This window comes from Chryseosolibacter histidinae, assembly GCF_018598225.1.
Classification (GTDB): domain Bacteria; phylum Bacteroidota; class Bacteroidia; order Cytophagales; family Cyclobacteriaceae; genus Chryseosolibacter; species Chryseosolibacter histidini.
In genome coordinates this window covers 93,392-107,204 of record NZ_JAHESF010000015.1, presented here as the reverse complement: position 1 = coordinate 107,204, position 13,813 = coordinate 93,392, and the positions used below count along the sequence as shown (strand labels likewise).

The following is a 13,813-nucleotide window of genomic DNA, read 5'->3' as shown; positions in this document are numbered from 1 at the left end:
ATTATAAGGTTGCTCTGACGCCAAATGAATAAATGGTTGACTGAGGATAGATGGCGGCACGTGCCGAATTCGTTGCCGTACGTTCAGGATCCAGTCCCTGGAAGAACTTGGTAAAGGTCACCAGGTTGTCGGCGGCGGTGTATACCCTGAGGCTCTGCAGTTTCACCTTCTGGCTCCATGCAACCGGGAGTGTGTAGCCCAGTTGTACATTCTTCAAGCGCAGGTAAGAAGAGTTGCCCAGCCAGAACGTGGAGTTCTGTGAATTAGGGGTGTATCCGCTGTCTACATAGATGTGCGGAACGGAGTTGGACGTTCCTTCGCCATCCCAGGCATCTGTTTTCCACCAGGAAGGCGGCGCCGATGCCTGGTTGAACGGAGAAACTCCCCAGCCTGTAACATACGTTTTCCTTCCATAAACACCTTGCACAAAAACGCTCAGGTCGAAACCTTTATACGAAGCGGAAAGGTTCATGCCGTAATTGAACTTTGGAAATACGCCTTCCACCGGTGCCCGGTCATAGGTCAGGTCTACCACGCCATCCGGAACACCATCGGGGCCGCTGATATCTTTGAATCTCAGGTCACCTGGCTGAGGCAGTATGCTTGTATAGGCAGGGGTGGGTCCGTTAGTGACCTCATTTTGGTTTTGGTAAATACCGTCCTGGAGCAGCACATAATAAGTATTGTAAGGAAGTCCTTCCTGACGGATGTTGACACCGCTGATCTCCCGTGCGCCGAACCTGATCAGTTTGTTCCGGTATGTTTCCAGGTTTCCATTAACGCTGTAGCTGAAATCTCCGATCTTGTTTCTGTACCCGAGAATGAACTCCCAGCCGGTATTCTCGAGGATACCGTCGTTGATCGTAGGAGCTTCCAGTCCGATATGATCGGGCACCTGCAGGCTTCGCAGGATATCTTTCGTGGTCTTTTTATACCAGTCTACTGAACCGAACAATTTTGCGTTGAAGAGCGCAAAATCCAATCCGAGGTCCGTTACGGTGGTGGTCTCCCACCGGATGTTGGTATTGTTCAACGAACGCTTGGAGATCCCTTGCGTCAGCACGCCGCCGAAATTATAATCCAATACCTCATCATCAGGTGCCGTCGAGATATGCAGTATATCCTGATAAGGATAGTTACCGATATTCTGATTACCCAGCTGCCCCCACGATCCGCGCAGCTTCAGCTCGTCGATCCAGCTGATACCGGTCATGAAAGATTCTTCCGAGAGACGCCAGCCTCCCGAAAGCGATGGGAAAAATGCCCAGCGATTGCTCTCCGGAAAACGTGATGAAGCATCATAACGGAAGCTTGCCTCGAACAGGTAGCGATCCTTGTAATCATAATTCGCCCGTCCAAAAAACGACCGAAGCGCCCACTCATAAGCATCGCTGCCGGTGGTCTGACTTGCCGCAGGCCCTGCTGCGAGCTCCCAAAGCTGTTTGGATGGAAGTTTGGTGCGGTAAGCATCGAGACGGTCGTAGCGGAAACTTTCCTGCTGAAAGCCCGCCAGGCCTGTGATATGATGATCGCTGCCAATGGTTTTTGTGTAATTGAGTGTTCCAAACAGCGTATACTGATTCTCACGCGTGTTGCGCTGTGCAAGCGAGTTGGCGCCGCCATTCCATATCGCGCCCTGATTGTAAACGCCATTGGCATCAGGGAAGAACTCATAGCCTACAGACGACACCACCAGCGCCTTGGCCATCTCTTCCTGGAAACGGACGGAGCCCTTGACCTGGGCCGTCAATCCTTCCAGGATCTTAACATCTATATAAGGTGTGAACAGTATATAGTTATTGACGAATTCTTTTCCACCACCGTCTGTGGCAATAGCGATCGGGTTCTTGTTACCGCCTTTGTTCTGAAAAGCATAAGCTGTGAACCTCCCACTGCCATCGGCCAGCAAAGGTGTGCTCGTCGGAGGTGCCGCATAGGCTGACAACATTTGATCTTCAGAGCTGTTGGAGTCGATCAGCTGAGGTCCTGTGTTGCCGGTCGTCAGCGCTGAATCATGACGTTTTCCTTTTGCCATGGAAATATTACTCCCAAAGGTCACACGCCCGCCCAGGTTTGTTTTGAAATTGACCTGCGCATCATAACGGGAATAATCAGTAGCTAACAATAGCCCGGTCTCGTCAAGCACCCCCAGGCCGACATTGAAAGTGGTGCCACCTTTACCACCGTTGATCCCGAGATAATGTTTGTGGATCGGAGCTTTGCGGATGAGATATGAAGTCCAGTCGGCGCTGGGATATTGCGCGGGGTTGGTGACGGATCCCTGACGGTATGCCTCGATCTGCGCATCGGTGTATCGCCATTGTGTCTGTCTTCCGGAGTAGTCGATCGCCTTGTTCATCAGCTCCATGTACTCCACCGAGTTGGTCACACGATCGATCTTGATCGATGGGTCCTGCAGGGAGTAATTGTAGTTGTATTCGATGTTGAGGCGGCCTTCCTTTCCTTTTTTAGTGGTCACGAGGATCACACCGTTTGCAGCGCGCGAACCGTAGATGGCCGCCGAAGCCGCATCTTTCAACACGGAAATATCTTCGATCACATTGGGATTCAGCAACTCGAGCTTGCCTTCAACACCGTCGATCAGTACCAGTGGGTTGCTGCCCGCAGAGCTGAACGTGCCCTGTCCGCGGATCCGGATCTGGTTATCTTCAGCTCCCGGCAGGCCCGAATTCTGAACGATCTGGAGGCCGGGCGTACGGCCCTGCAACAAAGAGACCGTATTGGGAGCCTGCCTGGAAACGATCTCTTCAGAAGAGACTGTTGACACCGCTGCCGTAAGATTCACTTTCTTCTGCGTTCCATATCCTACCACAACAACTTCATTGAGTGTTTGAATATCCGGAAGCAGTGTTACGTTAACAACAGTTTTATTGTCTACCGCCACACGCTGGGTGGTATAGCCTATAAAGGAAAATACGAGCACTGCATTAGGGCTGCCAACACTCAATGTATACTGACCACTGGCATCCGTGGTTGTACCGATGGATGTGCCGTCAACGATCACATTAACACCGGGCAACGCTTCGCCATCATCGGCGCTCACTTTACCGGAAACTTGCTGCGCCCACGTTGCATTCGAAAAGAGCAGCAGGATCACCCCCAGCCCCAACGAAGTCCGTAGCGGATTCATAAGGTTCAATAGTTTTCTTATCATATGTTTTAATTAAGGTTCGACTTGAAAGATGAGATCAACTCATCTGTAGCAGATGACGTAAAAACGCGCAACAAACCTGATGTGCAAACATGGGTTTTGTTTGAAAAGTATCAGGCGACAGTAACGGTGTGCACATAACTGCGCAACTTACTGTGCAATTGCACAATGCTGGAGCGACCGGGTGTTGCTTTATTTAAATGCTGATGACAAGGGGAAGTAACATGAGACCCATGTGCGGCTCAAGCCTCTCGCGGATAAACCTCAGGGCGGTGTTCATATGATTGTTGACGGTGCGGTCAGAAATGTTGAGTCTGAGGGCGATGTCTTCGTGCGTGAGTCCTTCCATGCGTGAAAGCTCATATACGCGTCGCTGTTGTGGTGGTAGTTTTTCCAGGGTCTCTTTCAGCAGCGTGGCGTATTGCTGATCAGCCAGCGGATGTTCGGCCGTGCTGCAAGCCTTATCCCGCCTGATCGCATACTGATATGCCGCGGCCACTTCGGTAGCTTTTTTCCGGAGAATGTTCAGGGTAATATTTTTCGCCATGGTGAAAATGAAGGCTTCGAGGTTCCGCACATTCTCGAAGGCCTCTCTGCGCGTCCATACTTTCAGGAACACGTCTTGTACAACATCTTTGGCGAGCTCGCGTGATTTGAGAAGGTCAAGCGCTGCAGCAAATACCCTCGGGTGGTAACGATCAAAGATGCGGGTGAAAGTATGTTCGCTGCCCTGCACCAGCAGCGAAAGCATTTTGGCTTCATTGAAGGGAGTGTTTTCTTTCATTGACCCGGTAATACGTAGTCTTGTTACTTTTCAACATGCCGCTCCTTTCTTTCCCGGAAAAACCTTACGTCTAAAAGTAATGAAAAATTGAGCCACAATTCGTAAAGGATACTCGTCTACCGGTAATAAATTCTGCAGCAATTTCTCTTGCAGAAGAGAACTCAAGTGTGCGCAGAAAAAAGTGAATCCCTTTCACACCCATCGGCGTGGAAGTATAAAACAACAAAAAATGAAATGGATATTACACCGGGGAAATAGGCATTGGGAATGCCTCACTCATAACAGCCCAACAGCATCTTGTAAAAATTGATGTGCGTTTCACCTCCGGCTACCACAGCACATTGCGCAGACACCACGCAAACATCTTCTTCTTTTGATACATCGGCCCCTATGGGGAACTGGGCCAGGTAGCTTGCAGCGATAAAAAGTGCATCCAGGAATTTGCTGCTGTTGCTGGCGCAGGAGTTGAGGATGTGGTCTTTCGCGTACATCTTCAGCAGCACGTGCCCGGTACTTTTTTCAATGACCAGGTCATCGGCCTCACACCTGCCGAAGTAATAGTAATGACCATCCTGCCTGATCACTTTGTTGAAGGTGATCGCACCGATCTCCAGGCGCGAGGTATCGTAACCGCTGATGAGCGACAACAATGGATCGGTGGGTTCTTTGGGAGGGCCCTGATTTCGCTTCCTGATCCTGTAGCTGCTCTCCAGGTCACGGATATAGTCCCTTCCATAAACCTGGAGGTCGTTCTCACTTACGTTAAAAGTGATGGTGTTCATGATATCGGCAAATTCTTTTGCTTCCATTCCTTTGGGAAATCGTAGTGTTACAGATTCAAAAAATATTGGGATGGTTCGCAGTGCCGCAACGGGTACATGCGCAAAAAGCCAGCAGACAGGCGCCCAATATCGCAGTCGATTTTTTAATGGAATACATGCAGGTCTGAGCGCGGGTAAAATCAGAGGTAAGGTTTGCCCTGAAAATGCAACAATGCCCCTATAATCTCTCGGCGTCAACCACGTGACACGATCGGTCGACAACGGATCGTTTACTGGTTACGTGCGGCGAATGCAGGATGGCTGTATAAAACAAAGCCTGATTACTGGTGTAAGATGAATAAACATTCAGGCGATTTATAGTGAGGGCTGACCGGGTATCTTTATTCCAAGATTAAAGTTTTCAAAGAGAGGGTCTTTTCTTTAATCCTTATAACAAACCCCGGAGGATGTCCGGGGTTTTGTTTTTTTTGGTCATGCCTGATGCCCGGCCGGCCAGTAACGCAACCGTTGACTCTGTTGTGCGTGGCCGTGCACTCTTGCCATTGCCGTGAAATTTCATGCTTCCGTTTTTCAGCACATGGTGCCCCACGGCGCCCTCTGACCAATTTGGACATAACGTTTTACCAGCGTAACCCTGTTGGAGCAGGCTTCACAATCACTTAAATAATCCATACCGGCAGTTGAGGAACCAGGAGTGGGCTGGCGAGCGGCCGCTGGCAGACATCAGCTTAAAAGTGGTATTTTAGGGTCGGAAAACTGCGTAAAAATGGCCCTGAGGCAGGTATTTCGCCATTTTTTGAGCACAAAGCCAGAATTGATTGACGTCAGGCATTGCAAATTCGGTTTTAACTTCTACCTTTGCAGTCCTTATTTTGAAGTAGCACCATGGCAAATCATAAGTCAGCAGAGAAAAGAATCCGGGCAAATGAAGCTAAACGGGTAAGAAACCGTTACCAGCACAAAACCACCCGCACGGTTGTAAAAAAGCTTAAGGCCACCACAGTGAAATCAGAAGCTGAAGCCCTGTTGAAAGAGGTTTCTTCCATGATCGATAAACTGGCCAAAAAGAACATCATTCACTGGAAAAAGGCTGCCAACCAGAAATCGAAGCTGGCCAAGCAGGTGAACGCACTGAAGTAATTCCATTATATCTTTCAGATATCTGAAACCCTTTCCGGGCACCGGGAAGGGTTTTATTTTTGTTTAGGGGTAAACCATTTTCACAAGCCGGCGGCTATATTTGGTTTATGGAAGTGAGTGATTCAAAGGTTCCCAATATCAAGCACTGGTCGCCGCAAGACCGGCCGCGCGAGAAGCTTATGCTGAAAGGCACCACTTCGTTATCGGATGCCGAGCTCCTTGCCATCCTGCTGGGCTCAGGCAACAAGACCATGAGCGCCGTAGACCTCGCCAAAAAAATACTGAGGTCTACAGGCAACAATCTGCACGAGCTTGCCAGGCTTTCCGTGAACGACCTGATGAAAATAAAGGGCATCGGCGAGGCCAAGGCCATTGCAGTGGTTGCGGCGCTGGAGCTGGGCAGAAGGCGGAAAGACCTCGAAGCCGAAGACAAACCCAGGATCTCGGGCTCCAAAGACGCTTTTGAGCTGCTGAGACCCCACCTGCAGGATATCCAGCATGAAGAGTTCTGGATCATCCTGGTGAACCGCGCCAATCGGGTGATCCGGAAACAACAGATCAGTCAGGGCGGCGTAGCCGGTACCGTGGCCGATCCTAAAATAATCTTCAAGGCCGCGCTTGAAACACTGGCTAGCGGCGTGATACTGGCGCATAACCATCCGTCGGGCAACCTGATCGCCAGCCCGGCCGACATCCAGCTCACCAGAAAGCTTAAAGAAGCAGGTAAACTGCTGGAGATTCAGGTTCTCGATCATTTGATAGTGTCAGGGCAGAATTATTTTAGTTTTGCAGACGACGGAATGTTGTAATAAGGGGAGGGAAGTGTAGCATGAGAAAGAGAAAAGGCAACAGGAAAATCAAGATCGTTTTATGGGTGCTTGCACTGGTCTCTTTTTGCGCCCTCCTGATCAACCTTTCGGAACAGCCACAGGGAAAAACACCCGTGCCCCACGTAACTCTTCCGGCACAGCTCGAGCCCAACCCTTATGTTCTTGGACTCCTGAACGAGTACGAAGGTGATATCCTCAAGCTGCAGGCCCAAACCGGCACCCCCGGCGTGGCCATCGCCATTGTACAGGATACTTCCATCATCTACCTGAAAGGTTTTGGCGTGAAGCAGGTGGGCACAACAGACTCCATTGACGTTCACACCGTTTTCAGGCTGGCGTCTGTTTCAAAATGTTTCGCACCCCTGCTGACCGGCCTGCTGATCGAAGACGGAATCCTCCACTGGAACGACCGCATCGTAAAACACCTGCCTGATTTTTCGCTCAAGTCGCAGGTTTTCACAGACAATCTCACCATCAAACACGTGCTGTCGCACACCACGGGGCTGCCCTATCACACCTACACCAACATGGTGGAAGAAGGCATGGACCTGAAAAGTATGCTGGCGCTGCTGAAAGACGTGAACCTTACGGGAAAAAAGCCCGGCGAGATCTACAGCTACCAGAATGTAGCCTACAGCCTCATCGGAGAAGTGATCCGCTCTGCCACCGGAAAAACCTACGAGCAGCAGATGGCGGAAAGGGTTTTTATCCCCCTGAAAATGACCGACGCTTCCATGAGCTATTCCGACATCCTGCTGAACAAAAATGTGGCGAGACCTCATTTACAGTGGCGCAAAGGATGGCGTGTCACCTCTATCAACGACACTTATTATAATGTTGCTCCCGCGGGCGGCATCAACGCCAGCATTTCAGACATGGCCCAATACCTGAAAGTGCTGCTGGGCACGCGCAAGGATTTTATCCAGGATGCAACCCTCGATTCGATCTTTACACCTTCTGTGAAAGCCCGCTCGAAGAACCGGAACTTCAGGCGATGGATAGAACGCGCTGACTCATACTACGCCCTTGGCTGGCGGGTGCTCAATTTCCGGAACGACACCCTGCTCTATCACGGCGGATATGTGAACGGCTACAGGAGCGAGCTGGCCATCAACCGTAAAGACAAGATCGGCATCTGTGTGCTGAGCAACGGCCCCGGCAGCCTGCCTGACAACAGCGTTCCTTATTTTTTCAGCTTATATTTCAACCAGCGCGATTCCATTCTCCACTGGCAGGACGAGCAGGCTATCCTCGCCCAGCAATCGAAACTGATCAAACGTTAACATGAAGAAAAAAAATATCCTGTTGCTGCTCACGGTGGTACTGGTCATCATCATTGTGTTCTATGGTTTTCAGGGAAACGATACAGACCCCGCCTATGCAAACAAGATCCTGAAAGCACGGGAAGAGAAAGACAGGTTCATGCGCACATCGCCGGAGTCGCCATTCGCCAAAGCAGAAGGCACGTTCAACGGGCTACGGTATTTTGCTCCCGACGCGCGCTACCGCGTTGTGGCCAACCTCACCCCTGTGGAGAATAAAAAGATGGTGGCGCTCTCCACCAACGACGGCAAGAGCCAGCGTTACATGGAATACGCCCATGCAACTTTTTCAGTGGACGGTGTGGATTGCAAACTGCTGATCCTCGAAGTGATGGAGATGGGCCCCTTCCGCGGAAAATTATTCCTGGCGTTCGGCGACGAGACCAGTGCCCGCGAGACCTATGGCGCCGGACGTTACCTCGACCTGAACAAGGTGCCCGGAGCCACGTCTATCACCCTCGATTTTAATGAAGCCTACAATCCGTACTGTGCTTACGACAATACCTACTCCTGCCCCCTGCCTCCCACCGAGAACCTGCTGAAAGTTGCGTTGAAAGCCGGCGAGAAGAGTTATCACTAAAGTCCACAGTCGACAGACCACAGTCCACGGCAGTTTTGTTGCTGTTTTCGCTTTTCTGACAACGAAACACAGAACCGGTGATCTTTCACCCGGTCTAACCGTCGACCGTCGTCTGTGGACCGTCGACTATTCAAGAGTTTTCACAACTTTTAGGGGAGATTTCATCAAAGACCTTTATTTTTGAAGGTTTAAATCATTTCAAAGGCTAAGCCTCCAATTATGACCATATCGTACAACTGGCTGAAAGAATATATCGACATCCCCGAATCGCCCGAGGAGATCGGAAAAGTGCTGACGTCCACGGGACTGGAAGTTGAACATGTTCACGCTTTTGAAACTGTAAAAGGTGGCCTGAAGGGACTGGTGATCGGCGAGGTGCTCACCTGCGCCAAACATCCCAATGCTGATAAACTGTCTTTAACAACGGTTGACGTTGGCGGTGAAAGGCCGTTGAACATTGTCTGTGGTGCCTCCAATGTAGCTGCCGGGCAGAAAGTTGTGGTGGCGCTCATCGGCACAACGGTGTACCCCACCAAAGGAGAACCGTTCGCGATCAAGGCCGCCAAGATCCGGGGCGAGCAGTCCGAAGGTATGATCTGCGCCGAAGACGAGATCGGCCTCGGCGAAAGCCACGCAGGCATCATGGTGCTCAACACCACCGCTGCCAACGGAACCCCTGCAGCTGAATTTTTCAAAATAGAGAACGATCATACCATCGAGATCGGGTTAACACCCAACCGCGCAGACGCCACCTCACACATTGGTGTTGCACGCGACATCAAAGCATCCAGGAACAGGCTCATCAAATGGCCCGCGGTGGATCATTTCAAGACCGATAACCATGACCTTTCAATTCCCGTGGTGATCGAGAATGCAGACGCATGCCCGAGATATTCAGGTGTTACACTTACGGGTGTAACCGTTGCGGAATCGCCGGCATGGCTGAAGAACAGGTTGCTCACCATCGGGCTCACCCCGATCAACAACATCGTGGATATCACCAACTACATTTGTCACGAGATGGGTCAGCCCATGCACGCTTTTGATGCCGATGAGATCGCGGGTGGCAAGGTGATCGTAAAAACATTACCGGCGGGCAGCAAATTCACAACCCTCGACAACAAGGAGAGGACTTTGTCTGCTAACGACCTGATGATCTGCAACGGTAAGGGAGAAGGCATGTGCATCGCCGGTGTTTTCGGAGGCATCACTTCGGGCATTACCGCCAAAACCAGGAATATTTTTCTGGAGAGCGCGCATTTCTCCGCACAATACGTGCGCAAGACTGCCATGCATCACCAGCTGAAGACCGATGCATCGTTCCGTTTCGAACGCGGCACCGATCCTCACATCACCGTGTATGCCCTGAAACGCGCGGCCCTGCTCATCAGGGAGATCGCCGGTGGCAAAATATCGTCAGAGATTGTGGATGTATACGCGAAGAAGATCGAGAACCGGATCTTCGAAGTGAAAGACAAGAACATCAACCGCCTGATCGGCAAGGTGATACCCCGCGACGAAGTGGTGGCCATCCTCAAAAGGCTCGACATCGAGGTCTCCAACATCCAGAACGACAGGTACACCGTATCGGTACCGCCTTACCGCGTGGATGTGATGCAGGAGGCAGACATCGCCGAAGAGATCCTGCGCATTTACGGTTTCAACAACATCGAGCTGTCTGATACGGCCCGCACCGATTATCTCGCGGAATTCCCGGTGAAGAACATTGACCGTTACAAACGCACCATCGGAGAGATGCTGGTGGCCAATGGCTTTTACGAGATCTGGACCAATTCTCTTACCAATCAGTCATACCAGCAAAAGCACAACCTCACATTCAAGGGTGAAGCGGTGGAGATCCTGAACAAGCTCAGTGAAGAGCAGGGCATCCTGCGCCAGACGATGCTGTTCACGGGGCTCGAAGTGTGCGCTTACAACATCAACCGGAAACAGAAAGACCTCAAACTGTACGAATTCGGAAAAACATACAACCGGGTTTCAGGCAAATACGAGGAAGACGAAAGACTTGCCCTTTACATGACCGGTAATCTGGAGACAGAGAACTGGCAGCGCAAGACACAGGCTGTCCGTTATTACGATCTTGCGCAGCAGGTCAGTCACATTTTGCAAAAATCAGGTATACAAGACATTAAACAGGAGGACGTTCAGGATCAGTTACTGGAATATGGAGCTAAGCTGATGCTGCGCGACCAGGAGATCGGAAGGCTGGGAAAAGTGAAATCATTGTTATTGAAGGATTTCGGGATCAGGCAGGAATTATTTTACGCCGAACTAAACACTTCCTTGCTTTTCAGGTCGGCAAGTCCTAAGTTAGTAATTAAGGACGTTCCGAAATTTCCGGAAGTAAAGCGTGATCTGTCCCTTGTGCTTGATTCACCGGTAAGGTTCGATGATATCCGCAAGCTGATCCTGGAGACCGAGAAGCGGCTAATCAAAAACATTGTTGCTTTCGACGTTTACGAGGGAGAAAACATCCCGAAAGGTAAAAAAGCGTACGCACTGAGTTTTACGCTGCTGGATGAGACCAAAACGCTGACCGACGAGGAGATAGACAAGACAATGGACCGCCTGATGCGGGCATTTGAGCAGAAGCTCGGTGCGGTGATCCGGAAATAGGAAGAAAAAAGACAGAATAATGTAAGACCGGTATGATGGTCTTCGATAACCCACTAAAGGAAATGGATCAGGAAGTATTAAAATCCAATCTAAGCGGTTTAGAAAGAAAACTTCTGGTACTTATCAATGAGCATAAAAGCCTCAAAGAAGAGCTAAAAACCCTAAGATCGGAGAATCAGGAGCTCCGGTCTGCAGTAAAGGCGCGTGATGAACAGATCTCGGGTTTTCATAATCAACTGAAAATCACTAAAATTGTGGATAATTTACACCCGGAAGACGGAAGTGTTCTGGAGTTGAAGAAAAAGGTAGACGAGTATATTCGAGAGATCGATAAATGCATCGCTCACTTAAGTAGATAGCAACCGTAAGATTATTTGATGGAGGAACTTTCGATAAAAATCAGGATAGCCGACCGCGAATACCCTATGAAGGTAAAGCGTTCGGACGAAGAGAGGGTAAGGATTGCCGGCAAACTCATCAATGAAAAGTTAAAATCTTACAAGGAGCAGTTCGGTATCGACGACAAGCAGGATCTGTTAGCCATGGTGGCATTTGATTGCCTGGTTGATAAAATGGCGGCTGAAGAAACACACCAGGTCATCGATCAGACCGTGTTTGAGAAGGTCAGCCAGCTGAACCACATCGTCTCCCAGTCTATCCTTTAATTCTTCCGCCCATTACTTCCCAGCCAAAGCGGCATACCGGGGTTAATTCATAACCCTTATTATTTTTTATGTCAACGACAGTCATAGCCATTATCGTAAGCACCGTTGCTTCGGTTATCGTCGGCCTGTTGATCGGTTCAGCGATCTCCAAAAGAAAACAAGCCCGTGTAAACGAAGAAACCGAAGAAAAATCGAAGCTCATTCTCAAAGAAGCCGAGATCGCAGGTGAGAACCTCAAAAAGGACAAGATCCTGGAGGCCAAAGAAAAGATCCTCAAAATGAGGAGCGAATTCGAAGAAGAGGCCAACCGCAAGAAGAGCCAGATCATCAGCAACGAGCAGAAGATCAAACAACGTGAACAGTCGCTCAGCAAGGAGATGGAAAGCATCAAACGCAAGGAAGGAGAGCTCGACGACATCCGCACCGACCTGGCCGCCCAGCTTGAGCACGTGAAAAAACGCAAAGAAGAGCTGGACAAGTTCAACCAGCAGAAGATCCAGATGTTGGAAAACCTTTCCAAGCTCACCGCCGAAGAAGCGCGCGAGCAGCTGATCGCCTCTCTGAAAGACGAAGCCCAGACCAAGGCCTCCAGCTACATCAAAGACATCATGGAGCAGGCCAAGCTGTCTGCCACCAAAGAAGCCAAGAAGATCGTAGTAGAGACCATCCAGCGCACCGCCACCGAACACGCCATCGAGAACTGTGTATCGGTATTCAACATTGAAAGCGACGATATCAAAGGAAAGGTGATCGGCCGCGAAGGACGCAACATCCGCGCACTGGAAGCTGCCACCGGCGTTGAGATCATTGTAGACGATACCCCGGAAGCCATCATCATTTCGGGCTTCGACCCCGTAAGAAGGGAGATCGCCCGCCTCTCGCTGCACCGGCTGGTTCAGGACGGACGCATCCACCCCGCCCGCATTGAAGAGATTGTTGCCAAAACCACCAAGAACATTGAAGATGAGATTGTAGAGATCGGAGAGCGTACCGTGATCGACCTCGGCATCCATGGCCTCCACCCCGAGCTGGTGAAGATGGTAGGCCGCATGCGCTTCCGTTCGTCGTATGGCCAGAACCTGCTGCAGCATTCACGTGAAGTAGCCAACCTCTGCGCCATCATGGCAACCGAGCTGGGCCTCAACGTAAAGCAAGCCAAACGCGCAGGCCTCCTGCACGACATCGGCAAGGTATGGACCGAAGAGCTCGAAAAGCCCCACGCCATTGTGGGTATGGAGCTCGCCCAGAAATGGAAAGAACATCCCGTGATCTGCAACGCCATTGGCGCGCACCACGACGAGATCGAAATGACCAACATCATCTCCCCGATCGTTCAGGCCTGCGACGCCATCAGCGGTGCTCGTCCCGGCGCAAGGCGTGAAGTGATGGAACAATACATCAAACGCCTCAGGGAGCTTGAAGACGTAGGCCTGAGCTTCGACGGTGTTGAAAAATGTTATGCGATACAGGCCGGCCGTGAGCTGCGCGTGATCGTTGACGCAGAAAAGGCAACCGACGAACGCGCCAGCCAGCTGAGCTTCGATATCTCACAAAAGATCGAACGCGACATGCAGTACCCTGGCCAGATAAAAGTAACGGTGATCCGTGAAATGAGAAGCGTGGCGTACGCTAAATAGTCCACACATCGGCTGCGTTCGTAGCTTCAGCAAACGAGGTGGTCGATAGTTCACAGTTTTTTAAAAAGCCCTCCGGGGCTTTTTTTATTTTTATCCAATCCGTCTGAGCCGGTATCCTGAGCAGTGCAGGCGTGCTGGCCTTGTGCGCGCGAAGGATCCCGACTATCAGAAACACCCCTAACATCCGGTAGGGGGCCTGATACTACAAGGTACGATCCTGCGATGTCGCACTGCACTGCTGTGGTCCGTGGACTGCGGACCGTG

At 50.7% G+C, this 13,813-nt stretch carries 11 protein-coding genes; 8 read left to right on the top strand and 3 right to left on the bottom strand.

From position 1 onward, the window contains the following. Position 1: 1 nt before the first annotated feature. The 3 genes from KK083_RS16585 to KK083_RS16575 form a co-directional block, all read right to left on the bottom strand. Positions 2 to 3,151, bottom strand: coding sequence for a SusC/RagA family TonB-linked outer membrane protein (locus KK083_RS16585; RefSeq protein WP_254164735.1), 3,150 nt, complete (start codon positions 3,149 to 3,151; stop codon positions 2 to 4). A gap of 217 nt (positions 3,152 to 3,368) precedes the next feature. Beyond that, positions 3,369 to 3,956, bottom strand: a complete 588-nt coding sequence (locus KK083_RS16580; protein ID WP_254164733.1) for an RNA polymerase sigma factor — start codon at positions 3,954 to 3,956, stop codon at positions 3,369 to 3,371. A gap of 272 nt (positions 3,957 to 4,228) precedes the next feature. After that, on the bottom strand, positions 4,229 to 4,765 hold the full coding sequence (locus KK083_RS16575) for a hypothetical protein (protein ID WP_254164731.1): 537 nt from the start codon (positions 4,763 to 4,765) through the stop codon (positions 4,229 to 4,231). Positions 4,766 to 5,623: 858 nt separating this feature from the next. Here KK083_RS16575 and rpsT point away from each other — a divergent pair. The 8 genes from rpsT to rny all read left to right on the top strand — a co-directional run bounded on the left by rpsT (position 5,624) and on the right by rny (position 13,549). Continuing rightward, entirely contained in the window at positions 5,624 to 5,878 is a 255-nt protein-coding gene (rpsT, locus tag KK083_RS16570) for a 30S ribosomal protein S20 (protein WP_254164729.1), read from the top strand. A 107-nt stretch (positions 5,879 to 5,985) separates the two neighbouring features. Further along, positions 5,986 to 6,687: a RadC family protein gene (gene radC / locus KK083_RS16565; RefSeq protein WP_254164727.1), complete on the top strand. Its 702-nt coding sequence runs from the start codon at positions 5,986 to 5,988 to the stop codon at positions 6,685 to 6,687. A 20-nt stretch (positions 6,688 to 6,707) separates the two neighbouring features. Next, positions 6,708 to 7,991 carry a serine hydrolase domain-containing protein gene (locus tag KK083_RS16560; RefSeq protein WP_254164725.1) on the top strand — a complete coding sequence of 428 codons (1,284 nt, stop codon included), beginning with the start codon at positions 6,708 to 6,710 and terminating at the stop codon, positions 7,989 to 7,991. Position 7,992: 1 nt separating this feature from the next. Next, on the top strand, positions 7,993 to 8,610 hold the full coding sequence (locus KK083_RS16555; protein WP_254164723.1) for a DUF1684 domain-containing protein: 618 nt from the start codon (positions 7,993 to 7,995) through the stop codon (positions 8,608 to 8,610). A gap of 219 nt (positions 8,611 to 8,829) precedes the next feature. Then, a complete protein-coding gene (gene pheT, locus KK083_RS16550; RefSeq protein WP_254164721.1) occupies positions 8,830 to 11,247 on the top strand; it encodes a phenylalanine--tRNA ligase subunit beta in 2,418 nt (805 codons plus the stop codon). A 62-nt stretch (positions 11,248 to 11,309) separates the two neighbouring features. Next, the gene (locus KK083_RS16545) at positions 11,310 to 11,606 is read left to right on the top strand and encodes a hypothetical protein (RefSeq protein WP_254164719.1); all 297 of its coding nucleotides are present in this window, start codon (positions 11,310 to 11,312) and stop codon (positions 11,604 to 11,606) included. 18 nt (positions 11,607 to 11,624) lie between these two features. Further along, positions 11,625 to 11,912 (top strand): cell division protein ZapA, encoded by a 288-nt coding sequence (locus tag KK083_RS16540; RefSeq protein WP_254164717.1) that lies wholly within the window; start codon positions 11,625 to 11,627, stop codon positions 11,910 to 11,912. A 68-nt stretch (positions 11,913 to 11,980) separates the two neighbouring features. Continuing rightward, positions 11,981 to 13,549, top strand: coding sequence for a ribonuclease Y (gene rny, locus KK083_RS16535; protein ID WP_254164715.1), 1,569 nt, complete (start codon positions 11,981 to 11,983; stop codon positions 13,547 to 13,549). Positions 13,550 to 13,813: the final 264 nt, after the last annotated feature.

Excerpts from the sequence above, each read along its gene's own strand:
- KK083_RS16560 (WP_254164725.1), top strand. The coding sequence starts at position 6,708 with ATGAGAAAGAGAAAAGGCAACAGGAAAATCAAGATCGTTTTATGGGTG.
- KK083_RS16540 (WP_254164717.1), top strand. The coding sequence starts at position 11,625 with ATGGAGGAACTTTCGATAAAAATCAGGATAGCCGACCGCGAATACCCT.
- KK083_RS16580 (WP_254164733.1), bottom strand. The coding sequence starts at position 3,956 with ATGAAAGAAAACACTCCCTTCAATGAAGCCAAAATGCTTTCGCTGCTG.
- KK083_RS16545 (WP_254164719.1), top strand. The coding sequence starts at position 11,310 with ATGGATCAGGAAGTATTAAAATCCAATCTAAGCGGTTTAGAAAGAAAA.
- pheT (WP_254164721.1), top strand. The coding sequence starts at position 8,830 with ATGACCATATCGTACAACTGGCTGAAAGAATATATCGACATCCCCGAA.
- KK083_RS16585 (WP_254164735.1), bottom strand. The coding sequence starts at position 3,151 with ATGAATCCGCTACGGACTTCGTTGGGGCTGGGGGTGATCCTGCTGCTC.
- rny (WP_254164715.1), top strand. The coding sequence starts at position 11,981 with ATGTCAACGACAGTCATAGCCATTATCGTAAGCACCGTTGCTTCGGTT.
- radC (WP_254164727.1), top strand. The coding sequence starts at position 5,986 with ATGGAAGTGAGTGATTCAAAGGTTCCCAATATCAAGCACTGGTCGCCG.
- KK083_RS16575 (WP_254164731.1), bottom strand. The coding sequence starts at position 4,765 with ATGGAAGCAAAAGAATTTGCCGATATCATGAACACCATCACTTTTAAC.
- rpsT (WP_254164729.1), top strand. The coding sequence starts at position 5,624 with ATGGCAAATCATAAGTCAGCAGAGAAAAGAATCCGGGCAAATGAAGCT.
- KK083_RS16555 (WP_254164723.1), top strand. The coding sequence starts at position 7,993 with ATGAAGAAAAAAAATATCCTGTTGCTGCTCACGGTGGTACTGGTCATC.